The following is a 13,757-nucleotide window of genomic DNA, read 5'->3' as shown; positions in this document are numbered from 1 at the left end:
TCGTTGTCCAATTGAACAATGAAAGCTTATTTTATTTTGTGTTTTTAACAATTACAACAGTATAACGTTTCTATATAATAAAAATATTAAAAAAATTGGAGGTACAAAATCATGACAAACAAGAATTTAGAACAAGCCCAGTCGTGGGGAAGTCTAGCTTTTGTATGGACTGGCGCAATGATCTGTGTACCTGCCCTCTTGGTAGGTGGAACGTTAATTGGAGGTATGCCTTTCTGGGAGGCGATTCTAACCGCTTGTGTCGGTTATGGAATCATCGTCTTATTTATGATTTTTCAAGGAATCCAAGGGAGTGATTTAAAACTTCCGACTGTGAAAGCGGCAGCGCAAGTTTTTGGTGAGCAAGGTTCTAAAAAAATCATTTCTATCATTTTAGCTATCGCTTGCCTCGGTTGGTTTGGTATTCAAGCCAATGTTTGTGGCGTTGCGTTTTCAGGTTTCTTAGCCGTGTACGGTATTGATTTTCCTGTTTGGCTGGCATCGCTCATCTGGGGGATTATCATGCTGTTATCTGCCTTATACGGAATACGAATTTTGAATATTTTAAATTATGTTGCGGTACCGATTCTATTAATCGTTTGTCTATACGCCCTTATCACTTCGCTACAAAGCGGGGGCTTAGCTCAAATTACAAACTATACGCCGAAGACGACATTACCGTTTTTATCTGGCTTATCTGTAACAGTCGGGTCATTTGCGCTTGGTGCAGTTATCGCTGGGGACTATGCGCAATATACAAAAGGACGAGCAAACATTATGAAAGCCGCTATTAGCGGAATCCTGCCATCTGGCATTTTGATGATAGGCGTAGGCGCAATTCTTACTTTAACTTCAGGAACAGCCGATATTACATCTGTTTTTAATGAACTAGGTATGCCCGTTTTAGGCGTTGTAGCCCTAATTCTAGCTGCTTGGACAACTAATGCCGTCAATGCTTTTTCTGGCGGAATAGCGATTGTCAATGTCTTTAATATCTCTAAAAAGCGCGAAAAAGTAGCAGTTGCAATGGCTGGCGGAATAGGCACACTCTTAGCCGTTTTTGGCATTTTAAACTATTTTATCCCCATTATGTCAGTCCTCTCCGCTATGGTGCCGCCAGTCGCAGGAGTCATGATTGCCTCTTACTGGATTGTTCAAAAAGGAGATCCAAACAAATGGCAACTTGTAGAAGGTGTAAACTGGCTAGGCGTTCTAGCTTGGTCTGTTGGTGCTGTATTTGCAGCACTCCCAGTTATTTTCTCCTTTTTCCCTGAAACGTTGCCACAGTTACCGAACCAACCGCTAATTGGGATTGTTATTTCGCTAGCCCTTTATCTTATTGGACAAAAGCTAGTTGGAAATACAGCCCAAGGAAGCGTTAAGAAAAATTATTAAGCGTTGGAGGAATGATGATGCGTTATTTAGACGAACAAGCAATTGAAGATATTGCAGTGGGTGCTGCATTTTTAGGAACAGGCGGGGGCGGAGACCCCTACATCGGAAAAATGATGGCCCTTTCGGCAATCAAAAAATATGGCCCAGTCGAGCTTTTATCAACAGAAGAAGTAGCAGACGAAGATTTTTTTATCCCAGCAGCAATGATGGGTGCGCCTTCTGTCTTGATTGAAAAATTTCCAAAAGGCGACGAGTTTACGCGCGTTTTCCAAAAGTTAGGCCGCTATTTAGGGCGAGAAGTAAAAGGAACATTCCCGATGGAAGCGGGCGGAGTTAATTCAATGATTCCAATTGTGGTAGCTGCACAATTAGGTTTGCCGCTAATCGATTGTGACGGAATGGGCCGCGCGTTTCCTGAACTCCAAATGGTGACGTTCCATTTGCACGACATTCCTTCGACACCAATGGCTATCACAGATGAAAAAGGAAATATTGGCATTATGGAAACAATTGACAATAAATGGACAGAGCGCCTAGCTCGTGTTTCGACAGTTGAAATGGGTGCCAGCTCATTGGTTAGCATTTATCCGTGTACAGGAAACCAGCTTAAAACAGCTAGTGTGAAAAATATTGTGACGCTCTCTGAAAAAATTGGTCGAATCATTCGTTCCAACCAACAAGATGAGCAAGTGAAACTAAACGAGCTTTTAGAAGCGACAGGGGGCTTTCACTTATTTGATGGCAAAATTGTTGACGTTGAACGTGGCACAACGGGTGGATTTAATCGCGGCTGTGTGACCATTGAGGGCTTACATGCATATGCAGACCATCAAGTGAAAATCTTTTTCCAAAATGAAAATTTAGTCGCCGAAATGGACGGCAAGCCCATTGCATTAACGCCTGATTTAATTTGCCTTGTCGATTTAGAAACACTAAATCCAGTTACAACCGAAGGACTAAAATACGGAAAAAGAGTGCGCGTACTAGCCCTTCCTTGCGACTTGGAATGGCGTACAGCTAAAGGCATCGAAACTGTTGGCCCGCGTTATTTCGGCTACGACTATCCGTATACGCCTGTTGAAGAACTTGTTGGAAAGGTAGGGAAACTTAATCATGTATAAAATAGGAATTGATGTTGGCGGAACAAATACCGATGCCGTCATTTTAGATGAAAACTTAAATTTAATTCACAGTGTCAAAATCCCAACAAGTGAAGATATTGAAACGGGCATTGCGCGCGCCTTAAAACAAGTCTTAGCAGAAACAGGTATCGACCGCAAATTAGTGACGCACGCCATGCTTGGCACAACCCAATGTACAAATGCCATCGTAGAGCGCAAAAAGCTAGCCAAAGTCGGTGTCTTGCGCCTAGGCTACCCAGCGACAGCTTCTGTCCTCCCCTACACGGCATGGCCAGAAGATATGATTGAAACCCTTTCAGGCACATATGCACTCGCCAAAGGTGGTTACGAATATGATGGGAGCGAACTTTCCGCATTTTCAGAAGCTGAGATTCGTGATGTCTTTAAAAAGTGGCAAAATGAAGTGGAATCTATCGCCGTTGTTGGCGTTTTCTCGTCACTTAAAAATGAGCAGGAAGAAAAGGTTGCTGAACTTGCAAAAGAAGTATTAGGTAGTGCCATCCCTGTTTCGCTGTCTTCCTCCATCGGCTCGGTCGGCTTAATCGAACGGGAAAATGCAACGATTTTAAATGCAGCTCTCATGAAAGTGATGGCTTTAACTTCAAATGGGTTTGAAAAAGCACTTCAACAAGAAGGGGTGGAAGATGCGGCCATTTATCTTTGTCAAAATGACGGGACGCTCATGTCGCTTGATTATGCGCGCCAGTTTCCGATTTTGACGATTGCTTGTGGTCCAACGAACAGTATTCGCGGGGCGGCGTATCTTGCTGGCCTTGAAAATGCGATGGTGCTTGATGTCGGCGGGACGACTTCGGATATTGGCGTGCTTTCAGGCGGATTCCCGCGTGAGTCTTCGCTAGCTGTTGACGTTGGAGGCGTGCGTACTAATTTCAGAATGCCAGATATTATTTCCATCGGTCTCGGTGGTGGCAGTCTCGTTCGTGAAGTAAACGGTGAAGTGACAGTCGGACCAGATAGCGTAGGTTATCAAATTACAGAAAAGGCTCTTGTTTTTGGCGGTAGCGATTTAACAGCAACGGATATTGCCGTGCGACTAGGAAAAGTCGCGATTGGAGATGCAGAACTAGTTGCGCATATCAGTCAAGAATTTGCGGAAAAAGCCTATGCGCAGATGGCAGAAATGACCGAAGACGCAATTGATAAAATGAAGACGAATTCAGGCGATGTGACACTTATTCTTGTCGGCGGGGGCAGCGTTATTATCCCTGAAGAACTAAATGGCGTTTCAAAAATTATCCGCAATCCAAACGGCGCTGTTGCAAACGCAATTGGTGCCTCCATCTCACAAATTAGCGGCCAATATGAGCAAATTTATATTTATGCCAAGCAACCACGCGAAGAAGCACTCCAAGATGCCGAAAATAAAGCGCGTGCGCAGGCAACTTTAGCAGGAGCCATTGAAAATACCATTGAAGTGGTGGAAATCGATGAAATTCCGCTCGCCTATCACCCAGATAACGCAAACCGATTGCGAATAAAAGTGGTTGGAAACTTAGTCTAAAAAACGTTTCTTTGTATAAAACGAGCAAGACTAGGCAAAATGAATGGTTGACAATCCCTTTCCATCTATGCTATAGTTACTAAGGTTATTAAACAAGAAAGAAGAAGCAACCCGCTTCTCGCCTCGTTAACGAGTGTTTTCAGGCAAAAAGTTCAATTTTTCGTTGCGCCAGTCTTGGTGTGACTTTGAATCGGCGGGTTTGCAAAGTTTGCAGACTCGCTTTTTGTATGTCTGCCGCTGGTAGACGCATGATTTGCTCTTTTCTGACTTGTTGTACCAATAAACTACGGAGGTGGCTCGCCATTAGCAAAGACATGTTGGTAAATGATGGGATTCGTGCACGTGAAGTGAGATTGATCGATCAACACGGTGAACAATTGGGTGTAAAAAGTAAATTTGACGCACTTGGTATTGCTGAGGCGGCTAATCTTGATCTTGTGCTTGTTGCGCCAAACGCGAAACCGCCAGTAGCTCGTATCATGGACTACGGTAAATTCCGTTTTGAACAACAAAAGAAAGAAAAAGAAGCCCGCAAAAACCAAAAAGTCATCGTGTTAAAAGAAGTGCGACTCAGCCCAACAATTGATGAGCATGATTTCAATACGAAGCTACGTAATGCGCGTAAATTCCTTGAAAAAGGCGATAAAGTAAAATGCTCTATCCGCTTTAAGGGTCGTGCAATCACCCACAAAGAAATCGGTCAAAAGGTGCTTGACCGTTTTGCAGACGAGTGTAAAGATGTAAGCACAGTCGAGCAAAAAGCGAAAATGGACGGACGTTCAATGTTCTTAGTCCTAGCACCACTTCAAGAAAAGTAAAAGTTTTGAGGAGGAAAATTTCATGCCAAAAATGAAGACTCACCGCGGTTCCGCTAAACGTTTCAAAAGAACAGGATCTGGAAAATTAAAACGCAGACATGGTTTTACTAGCCATATGTTTGCTAACAAATCTCAAAAACAAAAACGTAAACTGCGTAAAGCGGCAATGGTATCAGCTGGCGATTTCAAACGTATTCGTCAAATGGTCGCTAAAATGAAATAATAAAAAATAATTTTCTAAATTCTAGGAGGTAGACAATATGCCACGCGTAAAAGGCGGAACAGTAACTCGCAAACGTCGTAAAAAGGTCATTAAATTAGCCAAAGGATATTATGGCTCTAAACATACACTATTTAAAGTAGCTAACCAAGCGGTAATGAAATCTTACCAATATGCTTACAGAGATCGTCGTCAAAAGAAACGTGATTTCCGTAAATTATGGATTGCTCGTATTAACGCAGCAGCACGTCTAAACGATTTATCTTACAGCAAATTAATGCACGGCTTAAAATTAGCTGGTATTGACATTAACCGTAAAATGCTTGCTGATTTAGCTGTAAACGATGCACAAGCTTTCACTTCATTAGCTGATGCAGCGAAAAAAGAATTAGCGAAATAAATGAATAAAAGCGACTTGACACTTTGTCAGGCCGCTTTTTTTTATTTTTGACGAAAATGACGCAGCTTCATTTGCAGATGCTGAAGTAACAAAAACTGCTTGCGAGCCCGTTTGATTTTCCGATACCTTTTCGGATTTTTTCGGTAAAATTGTTGATGGAAATTTTCTGCTGGCCAAAATGTACTTGCAGGCTCAATAGCAGTGACAATTGGCCGTTTATATAGGTTAGAGTCAATTAAATGCTGTTTATAATGTTCCGCAATTTCGCGTTGCTCGGCATTTATTACAAAAATAGCAGGTCGATAGTTGCTGCCACGGTCTGCCATTTGACCAAGCTCATCAGTTGGATCTGTCAATTGGAAATAAAGCGTTACAAGTTCCAAATAACTGACAATTTCAGTATCAAAAATAATTTCAACAGCTTCCGTATGTCCCGTATACCCGCCACTGACTTGCTCATAAGTCGGGTGAGGAACATGTCCGCCCGTATATCCTGACAAAACAGAAATAATACCCGGTTTCGTTTCAAACGGTTCCACCATGCACCAGAAACAGCCTCCCGCAAAGATGGCGCGTGCTTGATGGGGCTTTTTTTCGTAGTCATGAATAGAAAAATCAAAAGGTTTATTAGCATTGCCCGTTATTTTTAAATAAAAATCCGTCACATCAGGCGTTAAATTATTTCGTAACGCAAGGGGACGTAAGCTCGCTTCAAGTTTTAAAAGCTGATTGTGAAAATTGGCTCCGTCTTCCAACGAATTTTTCGTTTTAGTTAAAAGGGAGCGTTCAAATTCACGTGTTCCAGGATTCAAAATTAAATTATATAGGTCATTTATAATTTCTGACGGCGTATATTTCATTGAAACATCCCTCACATAGCTATTTTTATTTTGAGTGCTACTATTGAAATGTGTATTCTGTACATTTTTAGCAGTATATTGGATGAAAAATACATATCTTTGTCACAGGCGAAGTGTGTTTTTTATTATATAATAAAGGTGCTTTAAAACGAAATGTTCAGCTTGTTTTGAGGAATACTCGAAGTAAAGGGGCTAATTCAAATGAACAAAGTGAAGGATAGAAATTCGTTACTTGTTTTACTCGTTCTATTCATAGGCTATACGAGCGTGTACGTCGATAAGTACACAATTGGAATCTCCCTTGTGCCTGTTGCGCAAGATTTAGGCTTCGATCCCAGTCAAAAAGGATTAATTTTAAGCGCTTTCTTTTTAGGTTATACACTTTTCCAAATTCCAATGGGCTATTTAAATAACCGTATTGGCGCGCGCCCTGTGCTAGCGCTATCCATCATTATCATCGGTTTGTTTTTAGCCATTTTTGGTTTTGGCTACTCACTCTTATTTTTAGTCGTCGTCCGCTTTTTAGCAGGCTCCCTCGGACACTCCGGCTATCCGCCTTCGGTCAGCAATTATATATCGCTTCATTTTCCTTTGAATAAAAGGGGATTTGCGCAGTCAGCGATGCTCGCCTCTTCTGGTTTTGCGGCATTCATTGGGCCGTTGCTAATTGCACCGCTACTCGTTTCGATTGGCTGGCGGCATACGTATTATATTATGGGCGCAATTGTCGTTTTCATCGGCCTTTGCATCTTCCTAGTCATTCCAAAATCGACCAAGGAAGAACGCCTTTCTTACAAAGAAAAAAATAAAGTCCCTTTTTCAGAACTATTGCGTGATAAGCAACTTTGGATTTTATTATTGTCAGCCTTTTTCATTAACGCCGCTAATTACGGTTTAACCAGCTGGCTCGCTTCTTATTTAAACGAGGCAAGAGGGCTTTCACTTAGCCAAGTGAGCTATATTAGTTCCTTAGCTGGACTTTGCATTCTTATCGCCGGAATTTTAGGTGGATATTTAATCAGTCGCTTTTTTATTGGAAAAGAACGGATGATAATTTTCGTTTTCAGTATTTTAGGTGCGTTAAATGTTTATGGCGTTTACTTGTCAAATCAATTAACCCTTTCCATTATTTGTTTGTGTTTAGCCAACATTTTTCTTATCATGGCTTTCACAACTTTAATGGGATTGCCACACAAACTATTTAAACAAAGTCATATCGCAACTAAATATGCAGCTATCAACTCTGGTGGCGTTCTAGGTGGCTTCTTTGCCCCGATGGTTATTGGCGACTTAGTAGCCGCAACAAATTCCTATCAAACAGCCTTCTTATTCATGGCTCTTACCTTTTTACTATCTGGTATTATCATACTAGCAGCAAAAAGAACTAGAAACGCTGAATAAGTGAAAAATAATTTTAATAGCCTGAGTTTTGGTTAATCAAATTTTGAAATGGGCAAGACTCAGTTTTTCTTTGAACCATTAAATTAAAGAGGGTGTAATAATTAAACACGTCTATTTAATAAAAAGCAGGATATTAAGTTTAAAAGAAAAGGGATAAACCTAGCAGATATGAACAGGCAATAAAGCTAAAAACGCGTGAAGAATCGAAAATGATTCTTCACGCGTTTTTTTATAGTTTAATTTCAAGCTCAACCGGACAATGATCCGACCCGAGCACATCAGCATGGATTTTCGCATCAACAAGCTGACTCTCCAAACGGCTTGACACGACAAAATAGTCAATCCGCCACCCCGTATTGCGCGCCCGGGCGTTCATGCGGTACGACCACCAAGAATAAGCACTTTCTTTTTCGGGATAAAAATAGCGAAATGTATCGGTGAAGCCAGCCGAAAGCACCGTCGTAAATTTAGCGCGCTCCTCATCCGTAAACCCAGCATTCTTCCGATTTGTTTTCGGATTCTTTAAATCAATTTCGTTATGCGCAACGTTTAAATCCCCACAAAAAACAACTGGCTTTTCTGCGTCCAAACTTTTAATGTAGTTTAGGAAAGCTTCTTCCCAAGTCATGCGGTAGGCGAGGCGCGCTAATTCAGGTTGCGAATTTGGCGTGTAGACGGTAATGAAAAAGAAATTTTCGAACTCGAGCGTAATGACGCGGCCTTCTTGGTCATGCTCATCAGCCCCAATGCCGTAAAAGACGTTTAGCGGTTCTTGTTTCGTGAAAATCGCCGTACCTGAATAGCCTTTTTTGACGGCATAATTCCAATAATCATGGTAGCCCGTTAAATCGAGCTCAATTTGACCTTCTTGCAATTTCGTTTCCTGCAAACAAAAAATATCAGCATCGACCTCATGAAAATAATCCATAAACCCTTTTTTGACAGCCGCGCGCAAGCCGTTCACATTCCAAGAAATCAATTTCAAAAAAATCACCCTCCAAGTCTTTTTTTCATTATACCGCAGATTGCTTTTAAGATATAATATAATAACTAGTAATAAAGGGGGATTAAAATGAGATTTGTAGTACTACTACGAGCTGTAAACGTGGGTGGACACAATAAAATAAAAATGGCAGAACTAAGAGAGAGCTTAGCGAAAGAGGGATTTCAAAATGTGATCACGTATATTCAAAGCGGCAACCTCATTTTAAACGCCCCTTTCAATGAGGCCGAAGTGCGCACCAAAATGGAGCAACATCTAGAAGCGTATTACGCCATCAAAAACCCAATTGTTGTGGTGCTAAATGAGGAAGCTTATCGGTTGACGCTAGCCGAAAATCCATTTCCAATCATTTCGGAGTCGGAGCGTTTGATGATTTTCTTTCATAACGGCCATTTGCCAAATGCCAAAATTGAAACGGCGGACGCGATTTATGTGGCGAGCGGTGCAGCTATTTTTGTTAAAATGTTCACCACAAAAGTTCATGAAGTTAAGACGGATAAAGTAATCAAAACTTGGACGGAAGAAGCGGTTACTGGGCGCAATTTAAAGACGAGTGAGAAGTTGCTTGATCTTTTGGAAAAGCCTATAATGGAGTAGACAATGAATTGAAGGAAGTGTAGAAAATGAGAGAAGAACTTATTAAGCGCTTTACTACATACGTAAAAGTGGATACGCAGTCGAACGAGGAAAGCACGACTTGCCCAACAACGGAAGGTCAGCTCGAACTTGGTCGCATTCTTGTGCAAGAACTTAAAGAAATCGGTATGAGCGATGTGACGGTTGACGAAAATGGCTACGTGATGGCGACTTTACCTGCAAATACGTATAAAGATGTGCCGGTGATTGGCTTTTTAGCGCATCTTGATACGGCTACGGATTTTACGGGGAAAGATGTAAATCCAATTGTGCACGAAAATTACGACGGTGGGGACATCATGCTAAACCCGAATTTGGCATTGTCACCGAAGCAGTTTCCAGAATTGACGGGCTATAAAGGGCAAACACTCATTACAACGGACGGCACAACGCTACTAGGCGCTGATGATAAGTCGGGTATCACGGAAATTATGGTTGCGATGAATTATCTTTTGAAGCACCCAGAACTAAAACACGGTAAAATTCGCGTTGCTTTTACACCAGACGAGGAAATTGGACGAGGCCCAGCGCTTTTTGATGTTGCTGCATTTGGCGCGAACTATGCGTACACAATGGACGGCGGCCCGCGCGGACAACTGGAATATGAAAGTTTCAATGCCGCTGCCGCGAAAATCACCTTTAAAGGAAACAGTGTTCACCCCGGAACAGCCAAAAATAAAATGGTCAACGCAACAAAAATGGCGATGGAATTTAACGCACAGCTCCCACAAAATGAAGCACCAGAATATACGGAAGGTTACGACGGTTTCTATCACTTGATTTCTTTAAACAGCGAGGTAGAAGAAGCGAAAGCCACTTACATTATCCGTGATTTTGATCATTTGAAGTTTGTGGAGCGGAAAACAAAAGTTGCAGAAATCGTTTCTTCTATGCAGGAAAAATATGGGAAGGACAAAGTGGTGTTGGAACTAAATGACCAATACTACAACATGCGTGAGAAAATCGAACCCGTGAAGGGCATTGTCGATATTGCGTTTGATGCGATGAAAAACCTAGACATTGAGCCTCTTATCGAACCTATTCGCGGCGGTACAGACGGCTCCCAGCTATCTTTCAAAGGCTTACCAACGCCAAATATATTTGCCGGCGGGGAGAACATGCACGGTAAATTTGAATATGTTTCTGTTGAAAATATGGAACTAGCAACAAAAGTCATCATCGAGATGGTTCAATTATTTGAAAAACGCGCATAAAAAAACAACCGCAAATGCATGCATTTGCGGTTGTTTTTTGTTTCATAAGACAATTCAAATGGAGATTTCAAAAAATGAAAAGTTCGATTAGTTTCTTTTCCGAAGCATGTCTTGATAAACCAATTTGTTTTTCTTTCAAAAAATGGATATGTTTTTCAATCTCCAGCTTTTTGCTTAGAAGCAGTTCTTCTTGGGCGTCTAACAAGGCCATTCTCGCTTCAATTGTTTGGTCCCCAAGATCTCTTAGTCGAGCATATTTCTGAATTTCGCTTAACTCCATTCCAGTTTGTTTTAAGCGGATAATGAACTGAATCCACTCTAAATCCTGTTCACTAAATTCACGGTAACCATTTTTATTTCGTTTAGGTTGAATCATTCCAAGCTCTTCGTAGTAGCGTAAAGTTGGAATTGTTAAGTCCACTAGTTTTGAAACTTCACTAATTTTATACATATTTTCCCCCTTGCTATAAAGTAGGCTTGATAGTTTACACTTAGTCTATCACAAACAAGGAGGAATTGGATATGGAAAATAATCGTTTTAAAATTGGACTAGAAAATTTGAATCGAATTGATGGTGAAGCAGGAGAGAGAGTCATTCAATCACTGGAGGAAATCGCGCCTGATATTGGTCGATATATCGTTGAATTCGCATTCGGAGAAATTTATGCTAGAGAAACTTTGACACTACAAGAGCGAGAAATCATTACAATCACCAGCTTACTCACTCAAGGAGATACTCATGATCAGTTACATGTTCATATCAATGCTGCTCTAAATGTTGGCATAACGCCAGAAAAGATTATCGAGGTCTTCATTCAGTGTATTCCTTATGTCGGCTTTCCAAAAGTATTAAATGCGGTGACCGCTTCAAAAGAAGTTTTTGCAGCTAGGAATAAGTGAAAGTAAATCTATAGAACACAAAAACGAGAAGAAGTTTGAGTGACAACTTCTTCTCGTTTTTAAATGAACTACGCATGATGCTGACGCTCTCGAACTGTTTGCACAAAGCGCTTGGCATCCTCTTGCTCCACAAGCATAGTATATGTAGTACCGTCTAAAAGAGTAAACTTAATTTTTGGACTCATGGCCAGTAAACTTATATGTCTGGAGCAGTGGGCAATATCGTGATAAGAAAACATTTTATTGACGAAATAAGCTTCGGTTTCAGAGAAGAAAGTAACACCCGCTAAGTTGGCAATCCAAAGGCCGTCTAATTGGACTAATTCGCCTGCCACGCTGAAGGGAAAACTACCATAAACTGGCACGCTTGTTTGTTCAATTAAATTGTGCGTGAGCGCCTTCGCAATCATACTTTTATATGCCATCATACAATCAGCCTCCTCTAACCATTATAACTTTCCCGCGGATAAATCGCTATGCGGTTGTTCGCCACTTGAAATATCTCAATCGGATGTTCGTAAAAGCTCTCCATATTTTTAACCGAAAGCATCTCGCGAGTAGCTCCTTTTGCGAAAATCTCACCATCCTTAAGCAGGACGGTTTTTGTAAATTGTGGTAAAATTTCTTCAGTATGATGCGTGACAAACAGAATCGTCTTGTCGCTAGCCGCAATTTGCTCCACTTGATAAAGCAACTTTTCGCGCGCGAACAAATCAAGCCCACTACATGGTTCGTCTAAAATAAGCAATTTGGGATCCGCCATCAGTGCGCGGGCAATCAAAACAAGTTGGCGCTCACCTTGTGAGAGTGTCGCATAAACTTTGCCGATAAGCGACCCACCGTGCGCCGAGAGAAGCAACTCCTTCGCCTGATGGATATCCGCTTCTGTAAACGGCTGGTAAAGCCCGATGCTAGCATACTTACCGCTAAGTACAATTTGCTCCGCCGTTTCATACTCCTTCAGCTGATACTGCAAGGCGCTGCTCACCCAGCCAATTGATTTCCGAAGTTCAGGCAAAGAAGTCTGTCCAAACCACTGGCCAAGCACTTGTAACCGCCCGCTACTCGGCCAAATATAACCATTTAAAAGCTTTAAAAGCGTCGTCTTTCCGGCGCCATTTAAACCGAGCATTGCCCATCTTTCGCCTGTCTGCACAGCCCAATTAATATTTCTGATAATCTGTTTTTCTTCCCGAGTAAAAGTCACTTGTTGAAATTCAAACATCGTATCACCTCAATCTTTATTTTACACAATTATCTGAAAAAAGAAAGGAGAATGCGAAATGAATATAATAGAAGCAGCTAAACATTGGATGCAAGAAAAATTCGAGTCTGACCGCACTGGGCATGATTTCGAACACATTATGCGCGTCTTTCGAACTGCCAAACATTTGCAGAAAAAGGAGGGTGGTGACACGCTTATCATCGAACTAGCCGCGCTTTTCCACGATTACCCTGATGAAAAACTAACTACAGACTCTGCTTTGGCTAAAGCTGAGTTAAGCGACTGGATGAAAAAATCAGGCTTAGATCCAGACACTATTAAAAAGATTATGCGCGCAGTCGAATCTGTTTCCTACAAACAAGGTAAGAATCCCGTTTTGGCAGAAACTCTCGAAGAAAAAATTGTGCAAGACGCCGACCGCCTAGATGCCCTTGGAGCAATCGGAATCATCCGAGCATTTACTTACGGCGGCGCCAAAGCCCGCCAGGCACTCGATTACCATCTCGAAAATCCAAACACAACGCTGGCACACTTCTTTGATAAGCTTCTACTATTAAAAGATAAGATGCACACAAAAACCGCAATCAAAGCCGCAGAAAAACGGCATTCCTACATGCTAAAATTTCTTTCAGAACTACAAGACGAAAAAGTTATCAAAAACAAGTAGCTTTTCCTTGAATTATTTCATTGATTATTATATACTTAAAAAGCTCAAAAAAAGAGGTTAATAAAATATAAATTTTTTATTGACGTAGCAACCTAATCATGATATGATAATTAAGTTGTCTCGAAAGAGCAATGTGACCTTTGAAAACTGAACAAAACGAAGATGAAAAAGCGATGAAACAGATGTTTCACCAATCAATTCATAGGACAGGAAACAAAAAGATGTTTCCAAAAAAAGTAAGAAACAAGCTAGCAAAGTCAATTTGTGACGCTAAGGAAACTTATTCACGGTGTTGAATAAGTATTCAAATTCGATTTATTTTAAAGAGAGTTTGATCCTGGCTCAGGACGAACGCTG

The 13,757-nt window shown here is 41.3% G+C and carries 16 protein-coding genes, 1 pseudogene and 1 other annotated feature; of the genes and pseudogenes, 11 read left to right on the top strand and 6 right to left on the bottom strand.

Translation table 11 applies throughout. The features are described from left to right. Positions 1 to 111: 111 nt before the first annotated feature. The 6 genes from CFS60_RS12035 to rplT all read left to right on the top strand — a co-directional run bounded on the left by CFS60_RS12035 (position 112) and on the right by rplT (position 5,494). On the top strand, positions 112 to 1,392 hold the full coding sequence (locus CFS60_RS12035; protein WP_088816389.1) for a cytosine permease: 1,281 nt from the start codon (positions 112 to 114) through the stop codon (positions 1,390 to 1,392). Positions 1,393 to 1,409: 17 nt separating this feature from the next. After that, complete coding sequence (locus tag CFS60_RS12030) at positions 1,410 to 2,513, top strand: DUF917 domain-containing protein (RefSeq protein ID WP_088810974.1); 1,104 nt, start codon at positions 1,410 to 1,412, stop codon at positions 2,511 to 2,513. After that, positions 2,506 to 4,056 (top strand): hydantoinase/oxoprolinase N-terminal domain-containing protein, encoded by a 1,551-nt coding sequence (locus CFS60_RS12025; RefSeq protein ID WP_088816388.1) that lies wholly within the window; start codon positions 2,506 to 2,508, stop codon positions 4,054 to 4,056. Before CFS60_RS12030 ends, CFS60_RS12025 begins: the two co-directional genes overlap by 8 nt. A gap of 92 nt (positions 4,057 to 4,148) precedes the next feature. Next, positions 4,149 to 4,290: a sequence feature (ribosomal protein L20 leader region), on the top strand. 68 nt (positions 4,291 to 4,358) lie between these two features. After that, positions 4,359 to 4,874, top strand: coding sequence for a translation initiation factor IF-3 (gene infC, locus CFS60_RS12015; RefSeq protein WP_088810987.1), 516 nt, complete (start codon positions 4,359 to 4,361; stop codon positions 4,872 to 4,874). A gap of 22 nt (positions 4,875 to 4,896) precedes the next feature. Next, complete coding sequence (rpmI, locus tag CFS60_RS12010) at positions 4,897 to 5,097, top strand: 50S ribosomal protein L35 (protein ID WP_007477029.1); 201 nt, start codon at positions 4,897 to 4,899, stop codon at positions 5,095 to 5,097. A gap of 37 nt (positions 5,098 to 5,134) precedes the next feature. After that, positions 5,135 to 5,494, top strand: a complete 360-nt coding sequence (gene rplT, locus CFS60_RS12005) for a 50S ribosomal protein L20 (protein ID WP_007477027.1) — start codon at positions 5,135 to 5,137, stop codon at positions 5,492 to 5,494. A gap of 41 nt (positions 5,495 to 5,535) precedes the next feature. Here rplT and msrA read toward each other — a convergent pair whose 3' ends face one another. Together msrA and CFS60_RS14125 are read right to left on the bottom strand one after the other, a co-directional pair. Beyond that, positions 5,536 to 6,102: a peptide-methionine (S)-S-oxide reductase MsrA gene (gene msrA, locus CFS60_RS12000; RefSeq protein WP_304441197.1), complete on the bottom strand. Its 567-nt coding sequence runs from the start codon at positions 6,100 to 6,102 to the stop codon at positions 5,536 to 5,538. 45 nt (positions 6,103 to 6,147) lie between these two features. Continuing rightward, a pseudogene (locus CFS60_RS14125) lies at positions 6,148 to 6,354 on the bottom strand (bacteriocin immunity protein); the annotation flags it as partial. A gap of 201 nt (positions 6,355 to 6,555) precedes the next feature. On the opposite strand from CFS60_RS14125, the gene CFS60_RS11995 reads away from it, so the two are divergent. Further along, positions 6,556 to 7,755 (top strand): MFS transporter, encoded by a 1,200-nt coding sequence (locus CFS60_RS11995; protein WP_088810977.1) that lies wholly within the window; start codon positions 6,556 to 6,558, stop codon positions 7,753 to 7,755. Positions 7,756 to 7,984: 229 nt separating this feature from the next. Here the strand turns inward: CFS60_RS11995 and CFS60_RS11990 are convergent, their stop codons facing one another. Then, a complete protein-coding gene (locus tag CFS60_RS11990) occupies positions 7,985 to 8,740 on the bottom strand; it encodes an exodeoxyribonuclease III (RefSeq protein WP_088810978.1) in 756 nt (251 codons plus the stop codon). 87 nt (positions 8,741 to 8,827) lie between these two features. On the opposite strand from CFS60_RS11990, the gene CFS60_RS11985 reads away from it, so the two are divergent. Both CFS60_RS11985 and pepT read left to right on the top strand, forming a co-directional pair. Next, the gene (locus CFS60_RS11985) at positions 8,828 to 9,355 is read left to right on the top strand and encodes a DUF1697 domain-containing protein (RefSeq protein ID WP_088839305.1); all 528 of its coding nucleotides are present in this window, start codon (positions 8,828 to 8,830) and stop codon (positions 9,353 to 9,355) included. Positions 9,356 to 9,381: 26 nt separating this feature from the next. Further along, entirely contained in the window at positions 9,382 to 10,608 is a 1,227-nt protein-coding gene (pepT, locus tag CFS60_RS11980; protein ID WP_088839304.1) for a peptidase T, read from the top strand. 67 nt (positions 10,609 to 10,675) lie between these two features. Here pepT and CFS60_RS11975 read toward each other — a convergent pair whose 3' ends face one another. Beyond that, positions 10,676 to 11,059, bottom strand: a complete 384-nt coding sequence (locus CFS60_RS11975; protein WP_088839303.1) for a MerR family transcriptional regulator — start codon at positions 11,057 to 11,059, stop codon at positions 10,676 to 10,678. A 71-nt stretch (positions 11,060 to 11,130) separates the two neighbouring features. On the opposite strand from CFS60_RS11975, the gene CFS60_RS11970 reads away from it, so the two are divergent. Next, on the top strand, positions 11,131 to 11,508 hold the full coding sequence (locus CFS60_RS11970; protein ID WP_179946586.1) for a carboxymuconolactone decarboxylase family protein: 378 nt from the start codon (positions 11,131 to 11,133) through the stop codon (positions 11,506 to 11,508). Positions 11,509 to 11,576: 68 nt separating this feature from the next. Here the strand turns inward: CFS60_RS11970 and CFS60_RS11965 are convergent, their stop codons facing one another. Together CFS60_RS11965 and CFS60_RS11960 are read right to left on the bottom strand one after the other, a co-directional pair. Further along, positions 11,577 to 11,936 carry a hypothetical protein gene (locus CFS60_RS11965; RefSeq protein ID WP_240310407.1) on the bottom strand — a complete coding sequence of 120 codons (360 nt, stop codon included), beginning with the start codon at positions 11,934 to 11,936 and terminating at the stop codon, positions 11,577 to 11,579. A gap of 14 nt (positions 11,937 to 11,950) precedes the next feature. Continuing rightward, positions 11,951 to 12,733, bottom strand: coding sequence for an ABC transporter ATP-binding protein (locus CFS60_RS11960; protein WP_088839302.1), 783 nt, complete (start codon positions 12,731 to 12,733; stop codon positions 11,951 to 11,953). Positions 12,734 to 12,791: 58 nt separating this feature from the next. Here CFS60_RS11960 and CFS60_RS11955 point away from each other — a divergent pair, with 58 nt between their 5' ends. Continuing rightward, positions 12,792 to 13,400, top strand: a complete 609-nt coding sequence (locus tag CFS60_RS11955) for an HD domain-containing protein (RefSeq protein WP_088839301.1) — start codon at positions 12,792 to 12,794, stop codon at positions 13,398 to 13,400. The last annotated feature ends 357 nt before the right edge of the window (positions 13,401 to 13,757 follow it).

Origin of the sequence: Listeria sp. ILCC792 (assembly GCF_900186135.1) — a bacterium.
Classification (GTDB): domain Bacteria; phylum Bacillota; class Bacilli; order Lactobacillales; family Listeriaceae; genus Listeria; species Listeria goaensis.
Note: the sequence above shows the minus strand (reverse complement) of the source record. Positions and strands in the feature narration are given on the sequence as shown.

Coding starts and splice junctions, on each gene's coding strand:
- CFS60_RS12025 (WP_088816388.1), top strand. CDS start 2,506: ATGTATAAAATAGGAATTGATGTTGGCGGAACAAATACCGATGCCGTC.
- CFS60_RS11960 (WP_088839302.1), bottom strand. CDS start 12,733: ATGTTTGAATTTCAACAAGTGACTTTTACTCGGGAAGAAAAACAGATT.
- rplT (WP_007477027.1), top strand. CDS start 5,135: ATGCCACGCGTAAAAGGCGGAACAGTAACTCGCAAACGTCGTAAAAAG.
- CFS60_RS11955 (WP_088839301.1), top strand. CDS start 12,792: ATGAATATAATAGAAGCAGCTAAACATTGGATGCAAGAAAAATTCGAG.
- CFS60_RS12035 (WP_088816389.1), top strand. CDS start 112: ATGACAAACAAGAATTTAGAACAAGCCCAGTCGTGGGGAAGTCTAGCT.
- CFS60_RS12030 (WP_088810974.1), top strand. CDS start 1,410: ATGCGTTATTTAGACGAACAAGCAATTGAAGATATTGCAGTGGGTGCT.
- CFS60_RS11970 (WP_179946586.1), top strand. CDS start 11,131: ATGGAAAATAATCGTTTTAAAATTGGACTAGAAAATTTGAATCGAATT.
- rpmI (WP_007477029.1), top strand. CDS start 4,897: ATGCCAAAAATGAAGACTCACCGCGGTTCCGCTAAACGTTTCAAAAGA.
- CFS60_RS11995 (WP_088810977.1), top strand. CDS start 6,556: ATGAACAAAGTGAAGGATAGAAATTCGTTACTTGTTTTACTCGTTCTA.
- pepT (WP_088839304.1), top strand. CDS start 9,382: ATGAGAGAAGAACTTATTAAGCGCTTTACTACATACGTAAAAGTGGAT.
- CFS60_RS11965 (WP_240310407.1), bottom strand. CDS start 11,936: ATGATGGCATATAAAAGTATGATTGCGAAGGCGCTCACGCACAATTTA.
- CFS60_RS11985 (WP_088839305.1), top strand. CDS start 8,828: ATGAGATTTGTAGTACTACTACGAGCTGTAAACGTGGGTGGACACAAT.
- CFS60_RS11975 (WP_088839303.1), bottom strand. CDS start 11,059: ATGTATAAAATTAGTGAAGTTTCAAAACTAGTGGACTTAACAATTCCA.